Below are 16,958 nucleotides of genomic sequence, written 5' to 3' on the forward strand. Positions count from 1 at the left end.
CTGAGTGCCGCGCCCGACGTTTTCCACTTCACCGTTTCATCCGCAGAGGTTACTTTGGCACCATAAGTGCGCCAAGGTAGTCCCTCCCCCTTGTGAGGAGGGGTTGGGTAGGGGTTTTCTTGGGAGAAGCTCTTACGAACCTGGCTTCCCCAACGCTTTTTCCATCGCCGGAAACAGCCCTTCCTTCAGGCTGATATCGTCGAAGGGGCCGACGCGTTTGTAGAGGATCGTGCCGTCCGGGGCGACCAGATAGCTTTCCGGGATACCGTAGACGCCCCAGTCGATCGCCGCCTTGCCGTTCGAGTCGATGCCGATCGCCTGATAGGGATTGCCGAGTTCGCCGAGGAAACGCAGGGCGTTGTCGTTCTGGTCCTTGTAGTTGATGGCGACGATGTTCAGCCGGCCGTCTTTCGCCAGTTCTTTCAACACGGGATGTTCGTCGCGGCAGGGGACGCACCAGGAGGCGAAGACGTTGACGAGGGTCAGCTTGCCCTTGATGGCCGTATCGGTCAGCGCCGGCAGATTGGTGCCCTCGAGCGGCGGCAGGTCCAGTGTCGGTGCCTTGGTGCCGATCAGGGCGGAGGGGATTTCGGCGATGTTCTTGCCGTGGAAATCCTGGTCGTAGAGCATCTTTGCGGCCGTTGCCGCAATGCCGCCGAAAACGATCAGCGGCAGAAGCGCCAGCGCATAACGGCCAAGGCCGTGCGGCTTGGTGATTCCGGTTTCGGGCGTCTCGCTCATTCGCTGTCCCTTTTGTGGGCCGAGCGGCGGCGGATGCCGGCGGCTTCAAGCGCTGCGAGTTCCCGGCGGCGCGCCCGACCGTCGGCCCAGGTCCAGAGCGTGACGGCGGCCGTCATGAATGCTGCAAAGCCGTAGGAGGCGTAGACGTAGAAGGCATGCGTCACCAGCTACTCCTCCCGGCTCGCCATGCGGGCGGCAAGACGGCGCTGGGCGGCGATGCGGCGGCGCCAGATCTCGTTGCGCATCGCCATGATATGCAGCGTGAAGAAGAGCAGGGTGAAGGCAATCGCCATGACGAAGAGCGGCCGCAGGAATTCCGGATCGATCGCCGGGCCGTCGAGGCGCATCACGCTTGCCGACTGATGCAGCGTGTTCCACCACTCGACCGAGAATTTGATGATCGGGATGTTGATGAAACCGACGAGGATGAGGACGGCGGAAACGCGCGCGGCCCTCGACGGATCGTCGATGGCGCGGCCGAGCGCAATCAGGCCGAGATACATCAGGAAGAGAACGAAAACGGAGGTCAGCCGCGCATCCCAGACCCACCAGGTACCCCACATCGGCTTGCCCCAGAGCGAGCCGGTGACGAGGGCGAGCAGGGTGAAGGCGGCGCCGAGCGGGGCTGCGGCCCTGGCGGATACGTCGGCGAGCGGATGGCGCCAGACCAGCGTGCCGATCGCCGAGACGCTCATGATCGTGTAGCACATCATCGACAGCCAGGCCGCGGGTACGTGGACATACATGATGCGCACGGTCTCGCCCTGCTGGTAATCGCCCTCTGTGGAGAAGCTGAGATAGAGGCCGATCAGAAAACAGAGGGCGGTGATTCCGGCCAGCCACGGAATGACGCGTGCTGCCAGCGCCAGAAACCGCGTCGGGTTGGCGAGATCGCTGAATTTGCTGATGGCAAGGCTCGTTTGGCTCATGTCCGCTTCCTTACCTTGATCCGGCTTTTCCCGCAATCGAATGGCTGGTCAATCCGCCGTGTTTCGCAGCGCCAGCGCGGCGGCAGCCGGGCCGATGACGGCAAAGAACAGCGTCAGCGCGATGAGGATGAGGAAAGGCGGCAGGAACGGGGCGGGATCCTCGACCGCGGCATAGGCGGCGCTGACGCCGAAGATCAGCACCGGGATGGTCAGCGGCAACACAAGGATCGAGACCAGCAGGCCGCCGCGCGGCAGCGCCACGGCGACGGCGGCGCCGACGGCGCCGATGAAGGTGATGGCGGGCGAGCCGACAAGAAGCGTCAGCGCGGTCGCGCCGATCGCCGCCTCGTCCATGTTCATGAACAGGCCGAGCAGCGGCGAGGCGATGACCAGCGGCAGGCTGGTCGCCGTCCAGTGGGCGAAGCATTTGACGAGTACGGTGAGAACGAGCGGCGTATCCTGCATCAGCATCAGGTCGAGCGAGCCGTCGTCGCGCTCGGCCTGGAACAGCCGGTCGAGGCCGAGAAGTGCGGCCAGCAGCGCGCCGATCCAGACGATGGCGGGGCCGATGCGCGACAGCAGCTTGAGATCGGGACCGACGCCGAAGGGGATGACGGCGACGACCGTCAGAAAGAACAGCACCCCGACCAGCGCGCCGCCGCCGGCGCGGATCGAGAGTTTGAGATCGCGGAGGAAGAGGGCGGTCATGCGGGGCGGCTCTGTGCGGTTGATGGGGCGGCACCCCCCTCTGCCCTGCCGGGCATCTCCCCCACAAGGGGGGAGATTGGCAAGATGCACCGGCTTCGCGAAACCTTAATCGTGCGCCGAGCGGCCGCGGCTATCTGCGGCGTTTCATTGGGGCAAGAGGGTGCCCCTGGCCGATCTCCCCCCTTGTGGGGGAGATGCCCGGCAGGGCAGAGGGGGGTAGCGACACGGCAAACCATCATCCCCATACCCCCGCATCCACACCTGAAAAACCCGTCATCTTTAATTCCTGCGTATTCTTCAATCCCAGCGGCTGATGTGTCGCTGCCAGCACGATGCCGCCTTCTGCCAGATGCGCTTCGATCAACCCGGCCAACAGCCGGTCGGCGCTGGCATCGAGGGCCGCCGTGGGTTCGTCGAGGATCCAGACGGGGCGGTGGGCGACGAGCAGTTTGGCGAAAGCTATCCGGCGCTGCTGGCCGGCGGAGAGGTAACCGAAGGGAAGATGGGTTATCCCCGACAGGCCGACGGCGCTAGCCGCATCCTCGACGGAGGAGCCGGTACTTCCGAGAAAGCTGCGCCAGAAGTCGAGATTTTCTGCAACCGTAAGTTCATTCTTCATTGCATTCCGATGGCCGAGGTAGTGGCTGGCCTCGCCCGGATGCCTGTCTTCCCGGACCTCTCCGTCGCGGAAGATGACAGTGCCCTTGTCCGGCCTCAGGAGGCCGGCGACGACGCGCAGTAAAGTGGACTTTCCCGATCCATTTCTGCCCGACAGGACGAGCGCCCCGCCGGCGGCCAAGTGAAAGGAAATGTTAACGAAAATCAGGTCCTCACCGCGCTTTGCAGCCAGATTTTCGGCAGTGAGATGCATGCGTCGGCTCTTTCTTGGTTTCGGCTTCCGGAGTGGTCAAAAAATCTCCGATTTTGACCTTGCTCGGGTATGGCAAGTTTTTAGGAAATTATCTATAAGACCGGCAACCACGCCAGCGGTCGGCGTGAATTTCATCCTTGCGCCGAACTTGGAGCATCCGTTCCACGTGCGGACAGCGGAAATGGCCGTACCCGCATCCTGATGTGCATTAAGTGCATAGGCGTTCGCACGACTGTGTTGGCTATCAGAAACGGGGTCTCTCGTGTCTAAATCTCTTGACAGTTTCAATTGTCGTTCCACGCTTTCCGTTGGTGGAAAGGACTATGTCTATTACAGCCTGCCCAAGGCTGAGGCAAACGGTCTGCCCGGCGTCTCGAAGCTTCCCTATTCGATGAAGGTGTTGCTGGAAAACCTGCTGCGTTTCGAAGACGGCCAGTCGGTCACCAAGGAGCACATCCTGGCCGTTGCCGAATGGCTGAACAATAAGGGTGCAGTCGAAAACGAGATCGCCTATCGCCCGGCGCGCGTGCTGATGCAGGACTTTACCGGCGTTCCGGCCGTTGTCGATCTTGCCGCGATGCGCGACGCGATGGTGTCCCTCGGCGGCGATCCCGAGAAGATCAACCCGCTGGTTCCCGTCGATCTCGTCATTGACCACTCGGTCATCGTCGACGAGTTCGGTACGCCGCAGGCCTTCGCCCGTAACGTCGAGCTGGAATACCAGCGCAACGGCGAGCGCTACCGCTTCCTGAAGTGGGGGCAGCAGGCCTTCAAGAATTTCCGCGTTGTTCCCCCCGGTACCGGCATCTGTCACCAGGTCAATCTCGAATATCTCGGCCAGACCGTCTGGACCAAGGAAGAAGACGGCGAGACGGTCGCCTATCCCGATACCTGCGTCGGCACCGACAGCCATACGACGATGATCAATGGTCTCGGCGTGCTCGGCTGGGGCGTCGGCGGTATCGAAGCTGAAGCGGCGATGCTCGGCCAGCCGGTCTCGATGCTGCTTCCCGAAGTCATCGGCTTCAAGCTGACCGGCAAGCTCAAGGAAGGCGTGACCGCGACCGACCTCGTTCTGACCGTCGTGCAGATGCTGCGCAAGAAGGGCGTCGTTTCGAAGTTCGTCGAATTTTTCGGTCCCGGCATGGACAATATGCCGCTCGCCGACCGCGCAACGATCGGCAACATGGGGCCGGAATACGGCGCCACCTGCGGCTTCTTCCCGGTCGACGGCGAAACGATCAACTACCTCACCATGTCCGGCCGCACGCATGACCGGATCGCGCTTGTCGAAGCCTATTCGAAGGCCCAGGGCATGTGGCGTGACGGCGACGGTTCGGATCTCGTCTTCACCGACACGCTGGAACTCGACCTCGGCGACGTCGTGCCGTCGATGGCCGGCCCGAAGCGTCCGGAAGGCCGCATCGCGCTCGAAAACATTGCCTCCGGTTTTGCCGGCTCGATGGATGCCGACTACAAGAAGCCCGGCCAGCTCGACAACCGCTACGCGGTCGAAGGCACGGATTTCGATCTCGGTCATGGCGACGTGGCGATTGCCGCCATCACCTCCTGCACCAACACCTCCAACCCGTCGGTGCTGATCGCCGCCGGCCTTCTCGCCCGCAACGCCGTTGCCAAGGGATTGAAGACCAAGCCGTGGGTCAAGACCTCGCTGGCGCCGGGATCGCAGGTCGTCGGTGAATATCTCGCCAAGTCGGGCCTGCAGGCCGATCTCGATAAGCTCGGCTTCAACCTCGTCGGCTTCGGCTGCACCACCTGCATCGGCAATTCCGGCCCGCTGCCGGCGCCGATCTCGAAGACGATCAACGACAAGGGCCTGATCGTATCGGGCGTTCTCTCCGGCAACCGTAACTTCGAAGGACGCATTTCGCCCGATGTGCAGGCGAATTATCTGGCTTCGCCGCCGCTCGTCGTCGCCTATGCGCTCGCCGGCACGGTGCAGAAGGACCTGACCAAGGAGCCGATCGGCGAAGACCAGAACGGCAACCCGGTCTATCTCAAGGACATCTGGCCGACCTCGAAGGAAGTCCAGGAATTCATCCTGAAATACGTGACCCGCGAGCTCTACGAAAGCAAGTATGCCGACGTCTTCAAGGGCGACGTCAACTGGCAGGCCGTTCAGGTTCCGCCGGGCCAGACCTATGCCTGGGATGACAATTCGACCTATGTCCAGAACCCGCCTTACTTCGTCGGCATGGGCAAGAAGGGCACCGGCGTCTCCGACATCAAGGGCGCACGCGTCCTCGGCCTGTTCGGCGACAAGATCACCACCGACCACATTTCGCCGGCCGGTTCGATCAAGGCGGCGTCGCCGGCCGGCGCTTACCTCATCGACCACGAGGTCGCCGTTGCCGACTTCAACCAATACGGCACGCGCCGCGGCAACCATGAAGTGATGATGCGCGGCACGTTTGCCAATATCCGCATCCGCAACCACATGCTCGGCCCGAACGGCAAGGAAGGTGGTTACACCATCCACTATCCGTCGAAGGAGGAGACATCGATCTACGACGCCGCCATGCAGTACAAGGCCGAAGGCGTGCCGCTCGTCATCTTCGCCGGTGTCGAATACGGCAACGGCTCTTCGCGCGACTGGGCTGCCAAGGGCACCAACCTCCTCGGCGTCAAGGCTGTCGTCGCTCAGTCCTTCGAGCGTATCCATCGCTCGAACCTGGTCGGCATGGGCGTCATCCCCTTCGTCTTCGAAGAGGGCACGACCTGGCAGAGCCTCGGCCTGAAGGGCGACGAGCTGGTCACCATCGAAGGCCTCGACAAGATTAAGCCGCGTGAGAAGAAGATCGCCAAGATCACCTATGGCGACGGCACCGTGAAGGAAGTTCCGCTGCTGTCGCGCGTCGATACGCTCGATGAGGTGGTCTACCTCAACAATGGCGGCATCCTGCAGACGGTTCTGCGCGACCTCGCTGCCTGATTGTTAATAGCCTCGCATGATAATGGCCGCCGGAGAGCAGTTTCCGGCGGCCTTTCTTTGCGGCCACGGGATTTGCGGGGGCTCACGATGATTTGTTTTATGCGGGTTCCGGTCGCGCTGCGTCTCACCCGTTCGTGACTTTTCGTTTGGACCCGGAAGGATTATTCGTACGTTCATATGTCAGTGCTTCCGGTTCAATCACGCCGTCGGCGCTGAAAAAGAGGTGCAGGTGAATGTCCCCCCGTTTTTTGATTCCGCTGATCGCCGGTGTTGTTCTCTCAGGCCCGCTGCAGGCCGAAGACGGCACGCCGAAAGGTGTCGTCGAACTTTTCACGGCGCAGGGCTGCTCTTCCTGTCCTCCTGCTGACGCCGCTTTCCGCAAGCTGGTGAGCCAGGGCGATGTCATCGCGCTCGCCTATCATGTCGATTACTGGAATTATCTCGGCTGGGCCGATACGCTGAGCTCCAAGGAAAACACCGAGCGGCAGTATGGCTATGCGAGGACAATGGGCCGCAGCAACGTCTATACGCCGCAGGCGATCGTCAACGGGCGCGGCCACCTGGCCGGCGCCGATCTCAACGGCATCAACAGCAAGATCGACACCTATAGCGGCGAAGGCAACGGGCTGACCGTTCCCATCAGCGCGGCAATGCGCGGCGACGAGCTGGAAATCAAGATCGGCGCGGGGCAGGGCAAAGCCAATGTGGTGATGGTCTATTTCGACAAGGAAAAGACGATCGAGGTCGAAAAAGGCGAGAACAGCGGAAAGAAGCTGTCCTATCTGCACAGCGTCACCAATGTCGAAACGGTCGGCATGTGGGACGGCAACGCGACCAGTCTGACGCTGCCGGCCAGCGTCCTGCAGCGGCCGCAGCTCGAGGGCTGCGCGATCCTGCTGCAATCGGCGGACGACAACGGCGATCCGGCGGCGATCCTTGGCGCGACCGTGGTAATGGCTGGCAAAAATATCTGAGATTTCATCCGCTTGCGGGTGAAGTACCGGGCGGCCCGGCTGAGCGTATTCGGGGCTGGGGTTAAGGTCGATACGCTCCGCCGGGCCCTTTGGCGCGCTGGCGCCAAACCGGGATTCATAAATCTCCTGCAAATGAGGCGCTGTTTTGACTGAAATGCGGCGCTGCCGAGAAAGCGACAGCGCTGTCACGCGCATCGGACGATGCGCCGATTCAAAGTGCTACAGCGTTCATGCGGGCTGCGCGCGGCGCTGTAGTGCGGCCGAATGTGACGGCCGGCGCTCTTGCAATTTGCGGCGGCTCGGGCACACTGTCACCCTCCTGTCACATGCAGAGGCCTTGGAGACTGAATGACAGATCAGCCGGATTTGCGACACGGCGAAAGCCGTTCCGTCGACAATAGTTCCTCAGTCGTCGTCGATCTCAGGGAATACAAGCAGAGCAAGGACCCGCTTCCGGTGACCTTTCATCGGCGCGAACTGGACGCGATCCTCTGGATCTACGGTCGTATGGTCGGTGACGGCGAATGGCGCGATTACGCCATCGATCACCTGAAGGACAAAGCGGTGTTCTCCGTCTTCAAGCGCTCCGGCGAAATGCCGCTCTTCCGCATCGAGAAAAATCCCAAGCTCGCCGCCAAACAGGGCGCCTATTCCGTGATCAACGTCCACGGCACCATCCTGAAGCGCGGTCACGAGTTGAACCAGGTGCTGAAGGTGTTCGACAAGGCGCTGAAGCTCGTCGACAAGTAGGACGCTTTTTTCTGCATGTCGTTATCCCGGAACCGCTTCACGCTTCCGGGCACATGCATCAGCCGGCAAACAGCGTGCCGGGATAGGCGGAGGGATCCGGATCGGTCGTCATGCCCTCGCCGAGGACGCGCTGCATGAGCATCGTATCCAGCCAGCGGCCGTGTTTGTAGCCGGCGCCCCGCATCAGGCCGACCTCCACGAAGCCCGTCTTGAGATGAAGCGCGATCGAGGCGGGGCTGGCGCCGCCGATGACGGCGATCATCTGACGAAAACCGAGATTGGTGCAGCGGTCGATCAGTTCGGCCATCAATGCTTTGCCGATGCCGAGGCCGCGGGCTTCGGGCGCCAGATAGATCGAATCCTCGACCATCCAGCGATAGGCCGGGCGGACGCGAAAGGCCGAGGCATAGGCATAACCGAGCATGCCGCCATCCGCACCGGCTGCGGCGATATAGGGATATTGCTGGCCGACGATCGCCGCAAAACGCTGCGCCATCTCCGCCTCGGATGGCGGGGTGATCTCGTAGCTCGACGTGCCGTTCAGAACGGATTCCCGGTAGATACCGGTGATGGCGGGAATATCGGCTTGCGACGCGTCGCGCAGGAGGAATGACATTGGCGGCTGGTCCATCAGGAAGGCAGGCCTTCCTAAAGCGCGTCGCGATCTTTCAGATTCGCTCCTAGCGCTTTAGGTCTTTGTTTTTGCGCGTGTCGTTGCCGCAAAACCGCAGCACACTTTTGCGCGACACGCTTTAAAACCATCCCAGGAAAATCAGCGCAACAAAAAAGCGGCCGAAGCCGCCTTTTCGATCTCTGTCCGCTTGCTTATTTGCGGTTGCCCATGAACTGCAGCAGGAACATGAAGAGGTTGATGAAGTCGAGATAGAGCGTCAGCGCGCCCATGATCGCCTTGCGGCCGGCCACGGCGACGTCATCGGCTTCTAGGTACAGTTCCTTGATCCGCTGCGTGTCGTAGGCGGTGAGGCCGGCGAAGATCAGAACGCCGATCACCGAGATCGCAAACTGCATGGCCGACGAGGCCAAGAAGACGTTGACGATCGAAGCGATGATCAGGCCGAAAAGACCCATGACCAGGAACGAACCCATCGCTGACAGATCACGCTTCGTCGTGTAGCCGTAAAGCGACAGCGCGCCGAAGGAGGCGGCGGTGACGAAGAAGGTCTGAACGACGCTCTGGCCCGTGTAGACCAGGAAGATCGACGAGAGCGACAGGCCGACCAGGCCGGCATAGACCCAGAAGGTCGTCTGTGCGGCGGCCACGCTCATGCTATTGATGCGGAAGCTCAGGAAGAAGACAGCCGCGAGAGGCGCGAGGATCACGACCCAGCGCAAGGGCGACTGGAACAGCAGCACGCCGAACTGGGTGAGTTGTCCGTCCTGAACAGCGAAGTTGAATCCGAGATATGCCGCCACGCCGGTGATCGCCAGACCCAGCGCCATCAGGTTGTAAACCTTGAGCATATAAGCGCGCAGGCCTTGATCAATCATCTCGCCGGTCTGAGCGCGGCTTTGATAGTTACGAAGGTCAGCCATAGTTTCCTCTTAAAAGCTCCGATGGAGATACGGTGTCGGGTTTTCGACCCGGGCGCCGCTGCGGAGCTCCAGCATGCCTGCCGACAATATGAGGCTTTCGTTCATCGCAAACAAGAGGGTTGCAACAGCCCGGCCGGTTAAATCGCCGTAAGGTGAAGGGTTTGGCTGCCGCTGCCCGGTCAAAGCTCGCGCAGGACGGGTGCGGCCTTCTGGCCGAGGATGCGCCAGGTGCCGATCAGGCCGATGCCGACCGTCAGGACGAGGGCGGTGACGAGTGTCAGCCCCGCCACATCGGGCAGGAAGGTCGAGGGCAGGTGCATGATGCGGGCGACGATGAACCAGGCGGCAACGCTGCCGGCCATCAGCGCGAAGATCGCGGTTGCCAGCCCCAGGATCAGATATTCGTAGCTGAAGGCGCGAATGAGCATGGCGCGGGTGGCGCCGAGCGTCTTCAGCACCACCGCGTCGTGCGTGCGCGCCCGGTTTCCGGCGGCAAGGGCCCCGGCAAGGACGAGGATCGAGGCGATGAGGGCGACCGAGGCTGCGGCGCGGATTGCGGTTGCAAGCTGCGCCACCAGCTGGTTGACGATATCGATCGCGTCCTTGACGCGCACACTGGTGATCGTCGGATAGGTGTTGGTGACGGATTTCAGGATCGCCGCATCTTCTGCCGGCGTCGAGGCGGGATCGGTCAGCGTCGCCAGCCACGCATGCGGGGCGCCGCGAAAGGTATTCGGCGAGAAGACCATGACGAAATTGATCGATAGCGATTCCCATTGGACGCGGCGCAGATTGGCGATCTTCGCGGTGATGTTGCGGCCGAGCACGTTGACAGTGACCTTGTCGCCGATCTTCAGGCCGAGTTCATGGGCTTCTTCCGAGGAGAAGGAGACGAGCGGCTCGCCGCTGTAATCCTTGTCCCACCAGCTGCCTTCGGTCAGCGCGGCATTTTCCGGCAGGGTGTCGGCGTAGGTGATGCCGCGATCGCCGTTCAGCACCCAGCGGCCGGCGGCCGGGACGTTCATCTTGCTGACGTCCTCGCCGTTGAAGGCGATGATCCGGCCGCGCAGCATCGGCACTTCCATCAGCTTGCCCTTCGGCGCCTGTGCCTGGACGAGAGCACGGAAAGCATCGACCTCGGCGCTCTGGATATCGACGAAGAAGAAGTTCGGCGCGCCCTCATTCATGCGGCCGGTCAGCTGCTGGCGCAGGTTTCCGTCGATAAGGGTCAGCGTCACCAGCAATGCCAGGCCGAGGCCGAGCGAGAGCACGACCGAGGGCGTCAATGCGCCGGGGCGGTGGATGTTGCCGATCGCAAGCCGCAATGCCGGCGAGTTGACCCGCGGGCTGCGACGCGCAAGCCAGGCGATCGCTGCTGCGACCAGGCGCAGCACGACGAAGGCGAAGACGATCGCGCCGACGAAGACGACGGCAATGAAGCGGTCATAGGCGGTGAGGATGGCAAGGCCGGCAAGGGCGACCATGAACAGCGCGGCCAGCAGGATGTAGGGCCAGGAGGGAAGGCGGCGGGCCTCGAAGCCCTGCTCGCGGAAGAGCGCGGTCGCCGGCACTTCGCGGGCATGGCCGAGCGGCAGGATGGCGAAGGCGAGCGTCGTCAGGATGCCGAAGAGCGTCGCCAGCAGCAAGGCGCCGGGATAAAGCGTCGGCGCCGTCGAGACCGGCAGGAACTGCGCCAGAAACTGGGCGGCGAAGATCGGCGACAGGGCGCCGATGAGAAGGCCGATCGTGATGCCGCCAAGGGCGATGATGGCGATCTGGAAAAGATAGATCAGAACGACGACCTGCGCCGGCGCACCGAGGCATTTGAAGGTTGCGATGGTGGTGCGCTTGGAATCGAGGAAGGCGCGGACGGCATTGGCGACGCCGACGCCCCCGACGATCAGCGCGGTGAGGCCGACCAGCGTCAGGAACTGCGAGAAGCGGTTGATGTTTTCGGTGAGCGAGGGCGCGGCGCGGTCGCTGGTCCGAACGGCCCAGCCGGCAGAAGGGAATTCCTTGGCGGCGCGCGCCTGGATGCCCGACATTGCGCCCTTGTCTTCCAGCCGGATCTTATAGGCATGTTCGACCAGGCTTCCCGTCTGGATCAGCCCGGAGGCTTCGAGCGCCCGGCGGCTGACCAGCAGACGCGGCGCAAAACCGAAACCTTCCGACAGCGCATCCGGCTCGGTTTTGACGGTGCCGGTGATGCTGAGCTTGACGTTGCCAAGCAGCAATTCATCCCCGACCGGAAGCCCCAGCCGATCGAGAAGGAGGGGCGCTGCCACGGCGCCATAGGTGCCGCCCTGGCCCGAAAGCAGAGCTGCGAGCGGATAGTCCGGCTCGGCTTTGAAGCTGCCGTAGAGCGGGTAGGCGTCGTCGACCGCCTTGACCTCCACCAGCGCCTGATCGGAACCGTCAGGCTTGCGGGCCATCGAGCGCAGGCCGGTCGACACCGAAACGGTACCGAGGCCGTCGAGGAAAGCCATTTCCTCAGGCGTGGCTTCGCGGTTGTTGAGTTCGAAACGGACGTCGCCGGCCAAGAGCTCCTGTCCCTGCGAGGCGATCGTATCGGTGATCGACTGTGAGACCGAATTGACGGCGGCAATCGCCCCGGTGCCGAGCGCGATGCAGGCGAGGAAGATGTAAAAGCCGCGAATGCCGCCGCGCAGCTCGCGGAGCGCCAGGCGAAAAGCGAGCGAAACGCGCGGCGTGATGATGCTCATGCGATTGCCGCCTCGCTACGGCGGGTGGCGCTGTCGCCTTCGATCCGGCCGGATCGGACGCGGATCTGGCGCGAGCAGCGGTTCGCAAGCGAGACGTCGTGGGTGACGAGAAGCAAAGTCATGCCGCGTTCGGCCTGTTTGGAAAACAGCAAGTCGGCGATCTGACGGCCGGTCTCGGTGTCGAGATTGCCTGTGGGCTCATCGGCGATCAGCAGGGCGGGCGAGGGGGCGAGCGCCCTGGCGATCGCCACGCGCTGCTGTTCGCCGCCGGAAAGCTGGCCGGGATAGTGGTTCAGCCGTTCACCGAGGCCGACCGACTTCAGCTCGCGATGGGCGATCTCGAAGGCGTTGCCGACATTGGCAAGTTCGAGCGGCACGGCGACGTTTTCCAGCGCCGTCATGTTGGCGATCAAGTGGAAGGACTGGAAGACGATGCCGATGTTGCGGCCGCGGAAATCGGCGACCTGATCCTCGCTCAGCGCGTGGATCGGCGTATTGTTGATATTGATTTCGCCGCTGTCGAGCTTCTCCAGCCCGGCAAGCACCATCAGCAGGGTCGACTTGCCGGATCCGGACGGGCCGACGATGCCGACGGATTCGCCTGATGCGATATCGAGGTCGATGCCCTTCAGCACATGCACCGAAGCGGCCGCACTGCCAAGCGTCAGATCGGCGCCCTTCAACTCGATGATGGTTTTTGCCAACAGAAATCGCCCTATATAAATCTATAACGAAACAGCCGCATGACGGCACTTCGCCAATCTAGGGAAGCCAGAATGAGATTTAAAGTTGCCGCGCTTCAATTCACCGTCATTGCCGTCTCACTGATCTTTGCCGCCGCAGCCAATGCCCGGACGATCAATCTCGTCGGTTTTGGGGACAGTTTGATGGCGGGCTACCAATTGCCGCCCGGCGACGGCTTTCCGGAAAAGCTGCAGGCGGCCCTGAAGGCGAAGGGGCTAGACGTCACTATTGCCAATGCCGGGGTCTCCGGCGACACGACGACAGGGGGGCTTGCGCGGATCGACTGGTCGATACCCGACGGCACCGACGGCGTCATCCTCGAACTCGGCGCCAACGATGCGCTGCGCGGCATCCCGCCAGAAGAAAGCGAGAAAAATCTCGACCAGATGATAACGCGGCTGAAGGAGCGCGGCATTGCCGTGCTGCTGGTCGGCATGATGGCGCCGCCCAATATGGGGGCGGATTATGCTGCACGCTTCAATCCGATTTATCGGAAACTTTCGGAGAAACACGGAGTTAAGCTCTATGCCTTCTTTCTCGACGGCGTGGCGCTCGATGCGGGGCTTAAACTCGACGACGGCATGCATCCGAATGCGAAGGGCGTCGATGTCATGGTTCAGAAGATGGAAGCCGATGTCACAAATTTCGTCGGGACGATTTCTTCTGTGAAGAAATAGGGGCTTGCGCGGTCATTGATTGCATGATTCCGTGTAAGCACTGCAAAAGATTCGGGGAGTGCTCGTTATGCCGAGACTGTTTACCGCCCTCGAAATTCCGCGCAATGCGGCGATGAGCCTTTCATTGCTGCGCGGTGGCCTCCCCGGAGCACGATGGATCGATGTGGAAAATTACCACATCACCCTGCGCTTTATCGGTGATGTCGACGGCCGCACGGCCGATGAAATCGTAGAACGCCTCGACCGGATCGATCGGCCGGAATTCCAGTTCCGGCTCGAAGGCATTGGTTCCTTCGGCTCGAAGAAACCGCATTCGGTCTGGGCCGGCGTTTCTCAATCGCCGGAGATGTATGCCCTGCAGGGCGAGATCGAGCGGATCTGCCAGCGCATCGGGCTGCCGCCAGATCCCCGCAAATTCACTCCGCATGTGACGCTGGCACGGCTCAAATCCTCGCGGCTCGACGATGTCGTGCAATATCTGGCCGGACGCGGCAATTTCCACACGTCAACCTTCACGGCGCCGCGTTTCGTGCTGCTGTCGTCGCGCGAATCGGTCGGCGGCGGGCCCTACCTCACCGAGGAAGTGTTCCCGCTACACGAGGCGCGCTCGGTGCCCAGCGCTTCGAGCAGGCTGCTGCAGCCGGTCAAGAGTCTGGTATAGACCAGCTCGAAACCTGCCGGGCCGCCATAATAGGGATCGGGAATATCCTCTCCCGTTCCAAGCGCGATATCGCCGAAGAGGCCGATGATCGCCTCAGGCGGCGCGATCGTTTCGAGCGCCGCCACATTGTCGCGGTCCATCGCCAGGATCAGATCGAAATCCCTGAAATCGCTGGAGCGGATTCGGCGGGCGCGTTGCCTCAAGATATCGATGCCGTGGCTTTTGGCGGTGGCAATCGACCGCTGGTCGGGCGGTGCGCCTTCATGCCAGCCGCCGGTGCCGGCGGAATCGACCGTGAAACGGCCGGTCAGGCCCGCCTCGGCGACCAGATGGCTGAAAATTCCTTCCGCGAGCGGAGAACGGCATATATTGCCCATGCAAACGAAGAGGATGCTGATGCGTTTCATCGGTAAACCTGTCGGCAGATGAGAGGACCATGGCATGAAAATGGAAAGACTGGAACGGACCGCGGTCGAGGCGCAACTGGCCGGGCTTGCGGGCTGGGTACTCAATGAGGCGGCTTCATCAATATCGAAGACCTTCAAGTTTTCGAATTTCATCGAGGCATTCGGCTTTATGACCGAGGCGGCGATCACCGCCGAAAAACTCAACCACCATCCCGAATGGTTCAACGTCTATTCCAGGGTGGATGTCACGCTGAATACGCATGATGCCGGCGGACTGACGGAGCTGGATTTCAAGCTCGCCAAGGCGATGGACAAGGCCGCGACCCGACGCGGCGTCTAAAAGCGGGGCCGATTGAAAGAGTTCGCGCCATCACCATATGTTCGCAGGGACGAAAGGATGGAAGGGATGGACGAGGTCAAGTTCGGGGAAATTCTGTTGCCAGGCGACGAGGACACCCAGAGCCGGCGGGAGAAGACGGTCAGGCAAAAATTCTGGCCGACCTTCCGCCGCGCCGTGCGGCAGATTCCGTTCTCACGCGATGTCATTGCCGGGTTTTACTGCGCGCTCGATCCGCAGACGCCGACGAAAGTGCGCGGCGTGCTGCTCGCAGCACTCGCCTATTTCGTCATGCCCGTCGACATGATCCCGGATGTTTTCGCCGTCATCGGCTTCTCCGACGACATCGCCGTGCTCTCGGCCGCCTTCGCCATGGTGCGCGGCCATATCCGCCCAGGTCACTACGAGGCAGCCGACCGCGTTCTGGCCGACCGGACTGAGGAAACGATGAAAACTATTTAAGCGTTTTCGCGCTCCAGCACCTTGCGGAGCTTGCCGAAGGCGAGCCGGATACGCGATTTCACCGTGCCGAGCGGCAGCCCGGTCGCTTCGGCGATCTCCGAATGCGATTGACCAAGGAAGAAGGCGGCACGCAGCATGTCGCGCTGCTCCTCCGGCAATTGGCCGACGGCGGCGCGGATCCTGGCGTCGCGATCATCATTGTCGATGATTTCATCTGCGCCGATCTCGGCCGACGGCTGCAGGGCCGGATCGGTCTCGTCGAAGATGCGGGTATTGGTGCGGCGCTGCACGTCGATGCGGCGGTTCCGAGCAATGCGGAAAAGCCAGGTCGAAAGGGAAGATCGCGTGGCATCGTAGAGATCCGCCTTATGCCAAAGCACGATCATGATCTCCTGGACCAGTTCCTCGGCCTCGGCTGATGTCATCTTCTGGCGCATCAGCCAGGCTTTCAGCCGCGGTGCGAAATAGTCGAACAGGATGGAAAAGGCCTGCTGGTCGCGATCCCTGGCGACGGCCTTCGCGAGGGCAGCGAAACGCTGTCTTTGCTCGGCATCCATGTCCCCTCACGAGCCCCCTGCGGCAATAATTTCGTATCGGATTTCCAAGTCTTACTGAGGTACAACGGATTTGGGAAAGGTCAAACTCTTGCCTGAATCTTTGTGTCTTAAATTCAGCCGAACGGACGGCCAGTGCCATCGGGGCACCGTGTCGCGGCCGATACCGTCAAAGGGGCGAAAATTGGTACCCGAGCTGAAATGACACAGGCAGATACAAATCGCAGCTATTGTTGACCATTTGGTAACCTGAATTAAGTCAAAATAAAGCAGATCGTGATTATGCGGCGCCCGCTATGATCGCTTCGGGCCTTGAATCGCAAGAACCGGCAGGAATCCATGTTTGTAAAAAGTATCGTATCCGCTCTCGCACTCACCCTTGCCATGGCCGGAGTTGCGGCAGCGCAGCAGGCCGCGCCGAACCGCATCCAGCAGTTCCAGGCATGGGGCGCCTACTCCTACAAGTCGGGCGCCAGCACCGTCTGCTACGTGTTGTCGGTTCCGACGGCAAAGCAGCCGGCAAGCGTCGACCACGGCGACAACTTCTTCATCGTCTCGCAGCGTCCGGGCCAGAACATCTCCTACGAACCGCAGGCGATGATGGGTTACACGGTGAAGGAAAATTCGAAGATCAATGTCGTCATCGACAATAAGACCTTCGTGATGTTCACCAAGGACAAGGCCGGCTGGGTCGAGAATGCGGCGCAGGAGCCCGCCCTGGTCGCCGCGATGAAGACCGGTCATTCGATGACGGTGAATGCCGTGTCGCGCAAAGGCACCGGCACCTCCTACAGCTATTCGCTTTCTGGCATCTCGGCTGCGCTGAAGCAGATTGAAAGCTGCAAGTAAGCGGTCTCCAGCCGCAGAGTTTCAAGAGGCCGGCCTTGCGCCGGCCTTTGCTGTTTTCCATCTA

General features: G+C 61.7%; 19 protein-coding genes. 8 read left to right on the forward strand and 11 right to left on the reverse strand.

The features are described 5' to 3' along the window. Positions 1-132: 132 nt before the first annotated feature. The 5 genes from FHX03_RS22540 to ccmA all read right to left on the reverse strand — a co-directional run bounded on the left by FHX03_RS22540 (position 133) and on the right by ccmA (position 3,249). Complete coding sequence (locus FHX03_RS22540) at positions 133-741, reverse strand: DsbE family thiol:disulfide interchange protein (protein ID WP_183855532.1); 609 nt, start codon at positions 739-741, stop codon at positions 133-135. Beyond that, a complete protein-coding gene (gene ccmD / locus FHX03_RS22545; RefSeq protein WP_183855534.1) occupies positions 738-905 on the reverse strand; it encodes a heme exporter protein CcmD in 168 nt (55 codons plus the stop codon). The genes FHX03_RS22540 and ccmD overlap by 4 nt, the downstream gene beginning before the upstream one ends. 3 nt (positions 906-908) lie before the next feature. Continuing rightward, positions 909-1,670, reverse strand: coding sequence for a heme ABC transporter permease (locus FHX03_RS22550; RefSeq protein ID WP_183855536.1), 762 nt, complete (start codon positions 1,668-1,670; stop codon positions 909-911). Between the two features lie 48 nt (positions 1,671-1,718). Continuing rightward, positions 1,719-2,378: a heme exporter protein CcmB gene (gene ccmB / locus FHX03_RS22555; protein WP_183855538.1), complete on the reverse strand. Its 660-nt coding sequence runs from the start codon at positions 2,376-2,378 to the stop codon at positions 1,719-1,721. A 235-nt stretch (positions 2,379-2,613) separates the two neighbouring features. Next, positions 2,614-3,249: a heme ABC exporter ATP-binding protein CcmA gene (gene ccmA / locus FHX03_RS22560; RefSeq protein ID WP_183778426.1), complete on the reverse strand. Its 636-nt coding sequence runs from the start codon at positions 3,247-3,249 to the stop codon at positions 2,614-2,616. A gap of 262 nt (positions 3,250-3,511) precedes the next feature. On the opposite strand from ccmA, the gene acnA reads away from it, so the two are divergent. The 3 genes from acnA (at position 3,512) to FHX03_RS22575 (ending at position 7,926) form a co-directional block, all read left to right on the forward strand. Further along, positions 3,512-6,202 carry an aconitate hydratase AcnA gene (acnA, locus tag FHX03_RS22565; RefSeq protein WP_183855540.1) on the forward strand — a complete coding sequence of 897 codons (2,691 nt, stop codon included), beginning with the start codon at positions 3,512-3,514 and terminating at the stop codon, positions 6,200-6,202. 233 nt (positions 6,203-6,435) lie between these two features. Continuing rightward, positions 6,436-7,176 (forward strand): DUF1223 domain-containing protein, encoded by a 741-nt coding sequence (locus FHX03_RS22570; RefSeq protein WP_097624951.1) that lies wholly within the window; start codon positions 6,436-6,438, stop codon positions 7,174-7,176. 348 nt (positions 7,177-7,524) lie between these two features. After that, positions 7,525-7,926, forward strand: coding sequence for a DUF2794 domain-containing protein (locus tag FHX03_RS22575; protein ID WP_097624950.1), 402 nt, complete (start codon positions 7,525-7,527; stop codon positions 7,924-7,926). A 58-nt stretch (positions 7,927-7,984) separates the two neighbouring features. Here FHX03_RS22575 and FHX03_RS22580 read toward each other — a convergent pair whose 3' ends face one another. The 4 genes from FHX03_RS22580 to FHX03_RS22595 all read right to left on the reverse strand — a co-directional run bounded on the left by FHX03_RS22580 (position 7,985) and on the right by FHX03_RS22595 (position 12,907). After that, complete coding sequence (locus FHX03_RS22580) at positions 7,985-8,542, reverse strand: GNAT family N-acetyltransferase (protein WP_097625142.1); 558 nt, start codon at positions 8,540-8,542, stop codon at positions 7,985-7,987. A gap of 209 nt (positions 8,543-8,751) precedes the next feature. Then, on the reverse strand, positions 8,752-9,480 hold the full coding sequence (locus FHX03_RS22585) for a Bax inhibitor-1/YccA family protein (protein WP_097624949.1): 729 nt from the start codon (positions 9,478-9,480) through the stop codon (positions 8,752-8,754). A 179-nt stretch (positions 9,481-9,659) separates the two neighbouring features. Further along, positions 9,660-12,203, reverse strand: a complete 2,544-nt coding sequence (locus FHX03_RS22590; protein WP_183855542.1) for an ABC transporter permease — start codon at positions 12,201-12,203, stop codon at positions 9,660-9,662. Further along, positions 12,200-12,907 (reverse strand): ABC transporter ATP-binding protein, encoded by a 708-nt coding sequence (locus FHX03_RS22595; RefSeq protein ID WP_183855544.1) that lies wholly within the window; start codon positions 12,905-12,907, stop codon positions 12,200-12,202. Before FHX03_RS22595 ends, FHX03_RS22590 begins: the two co-directional genes overlap by 4 nt. Before the next feature lie 72 nt (positions 12,908-12,979). Here FHX03_RS22595 and FHX03_RS22600 point away from each other — a divergent pair, with 72 nt between their 5' ends. After that, on the forward strand, positions 12,980-13,624 hold the full coding sequence (locus FHX03_RS22600; RefSeq protein ID WP_097624946.1) for an arylesterase: 645 nt from the start codon (positions 12,980-12,982) through the stop codon (positions 13,622-13,624). Between the two features lie 67 nt (positions 13,625-13,691). Next, positions 13,692-14,285, forward strand: a complete 594-nt coding sequence (gene thpR / locus FHX03_RS22605; RefSeq protein ID WP_064841016.1) for an RNA 2',3'-cyclic phosphodiesterase — start codon at positions 13,692-13,694, stop codon at positions 14,283-14,285. Here thpR and FHX03_RS22610 read toward each other — a convergent pair. Further along, entirely contained in the window at positions 14,192-14,692 is a 501-nt protein-coding gene (locus tag FHX03_RS22610) for a low molecular weight protein-tyrosine-phosphatase (RefSeq protein ID WP_183778416.1), read from the reverse strand. The two genes, thpR and FHX03_RS22610, sit on opposite strands and share 94 nt — an antisense overlap. Positions 14,693-14,726: 34 nt before the next feature. On the opposite strand from FHX03_RS22610, the gene FHX03_RS22615 reads away from it, so the two are divergent. Both FHX03_RS22615 and FHX03_RS22620 read left to right on the forward strand, forming a co-directional pair. After that, the gene (locus FHX03_RS22615; protein WP_097624944.1) at positions 14,727-15,032 is read left to right on the forward strand and encodes a 4a-hydroxytetrahydrobiopterin dehydratase; all 306 of its coding nucleotides are present in this window, start codon (positions 14,727-14,729) and stop codon (positions 15,030-15,032) included. Positions 15,033-15,098: 66 nt separating this feature from the next. Next, a complete protein-coding gene (locus FHX03_RS22620) occupies positions 15,099-15,491 on the forward strand; it encodes a YkvA family protein (RefSeq protein ID WP_097624943.1) in 393 nt (130 codons plus the stop codon). Here FHX03_RS22620 and FHX03_RS22625 read toward each other — a convergent pair. Next, positions 15,488-16,048, reverse strand: coding sequence for a sigma-70 family RNA polymerase sigma factor (locus FHX03_RS22625; protein WP_097624942.1), 561 nt, complete (start codon positions 16,046-16,048; stop codon positions 15,488-15,490). The two genes, FHX03_RS22620 and FHX03_RS22625, sit on opposite strands and share 4 nt — an antisense overlap. A gap of 336 nt (positions 16,049-16,384) precedes the next feature. Here FHX03_RS22625 and FHX03_RS22630 point away from each other — a divergent pair, with 336 nt between their 5' ends. After that, complete coding sequence (locus tag FHX03_RS22630; protein WP_003589764.1) at positions 16,385-16,894, forward strand: invasion associated locus B family protein; 510 nt, start codon at positions 16,385-16,387, stop codon at positions 16,892-16,894. The last annotated feature ends 64 nt before the right edge of the window (positions 16,895-16,958 follow it).

This window comes from Rhizobium sp. BK456, assembly GCF_014194045.1.
GTDB classification, from domain to species: domain Bacteria; phylum Pseudomonadota; class Alphaproteobacteria; order Rhizobiales; family Rhizobiaceae; genus Rhizobium; species Rhizobium redzepovicii.

What these genes read in the sequence shown, in the direction of transcription:
- FHX03_RS22585 (WP_097624949.1), bottom strand. Translation starts at nt 9,480, where the DNA reads ATGGCTGACCTTCGTAACTATCAAAGCCGCGCTCAGACCGGCGAGATG.
- FHX03_RS22570 (WP_097624951.1), top strand. Translation starts at nt 6,436, where the DNA reads ATGTCCCCCCGTTTTTTGATTCCGCTGATCGCCGGTGTTGTTCTCTCA.
- FHX03_RS22625 (WP_097624942.1), bottom strand. Translation starts at nt 16,048, where the DNA reads ATGGATGCCGAGCAAAGACAGCGTTTCGCTGCCCTCGCGAAGGCCGTC.
- ccmB (WP_183855538.1), bottom strand. Translation starts at nt 2,378, where the DNA reads ATGACCGCCCTCTTCCTCCGCGATCTCAAACTCTCGATCCGCGCCGGC.
- FHX03_RS22615 (WP_097624944.1), top strand. Translation starts at nt 14,727, where the DNA reads ATGAAAATGGAAAGACTGGAACGGACCGCGGTCGAGGCGCAACTGGCC.
- FHX03_RS22610 (WP_183778416.1), bottom strand. Translation starts at nt 14,692, where the DNA reads ATGAAACGCATCAGCATCCTCTTCGTTTGCATGGGCAATATATGCCGT.
- FHX03_RS22630 (WP_003589764.1), top strand. Translation starts at nt 16,385, where the DNA reads ATGTTTGTAAAAAGTATCGTATCCGCTCTCGCACTCACCCTTGCCATG.
- ccmA (WP_183778426.1), bottom strand. Translation starts at nt 3,249, where the DNA reads ATGCATCTCACTGCCGAAAATCTGGCTGCAAAGCGCGGTGAGGACCTG.
- thpR (WP_064841016.1), top strand. Translation starts at nt 13,692, where the DNA reads ATGCCGAGACTGTTTACCGCCCTCGAAATTCCGCGCAATGCGGCGATG.
- FHX03_RS22590 (WP_183855542.1), bottom strand. Translation starts at nt 12,203, where the DNA reads ATGAGCATCATCACGCCGCGCGTTTCGCTCGCTTTTCGCCTGGCGCTC.
- FHX03_RS22575 (WP_097624950.1), top strand. Translation starts at nt 7,525, where the DNA reads ATGACAGATCAGCCGGATTTGCGACACGGCGAAAGCCGTTCCGTCGAC.
- FHX03_RS22600 (WP_097624946.1), top strand. Translation starts at nt 12,980, where the DNA reads ATGAGATTTAAAGTTGCCGCGCTTCAATTCACCGTCATTGCCGTCTCA.
- FHX03_RS22540 (WP_183855532.1), bottom strand. Translation starts at nt 741, where the DNA reads ATGAGCGAGACGCCCGAAACCGGAATCACCAAGCCGCACGGCCTTGGC.
- FHX03_RS22580 (WP_097625142.1), bottom strand. Translation starts at nt 8,542, where the DNA reads ATGTCATTCCTCCTGCGCGACGCGTCGCAAGCCGATATTCCCGCCATC.
- FHX03_RS22550 (WP_183855536.1), bottom strand. Translation starts at nt 1,670, where the DNA reads ATGAGCCAAACGAGCCTTGCCATCAGCAAATTCAGCGATCTCGCCAAC.
- FHX03_RS22620 (WP_097624943.1), top strand. Translation starts at nt 15,099, where the DNA reads ATGGACGAGGTCAAGTTCGGGGAAATTCTGTTGCCAGGCGACGAGGAC.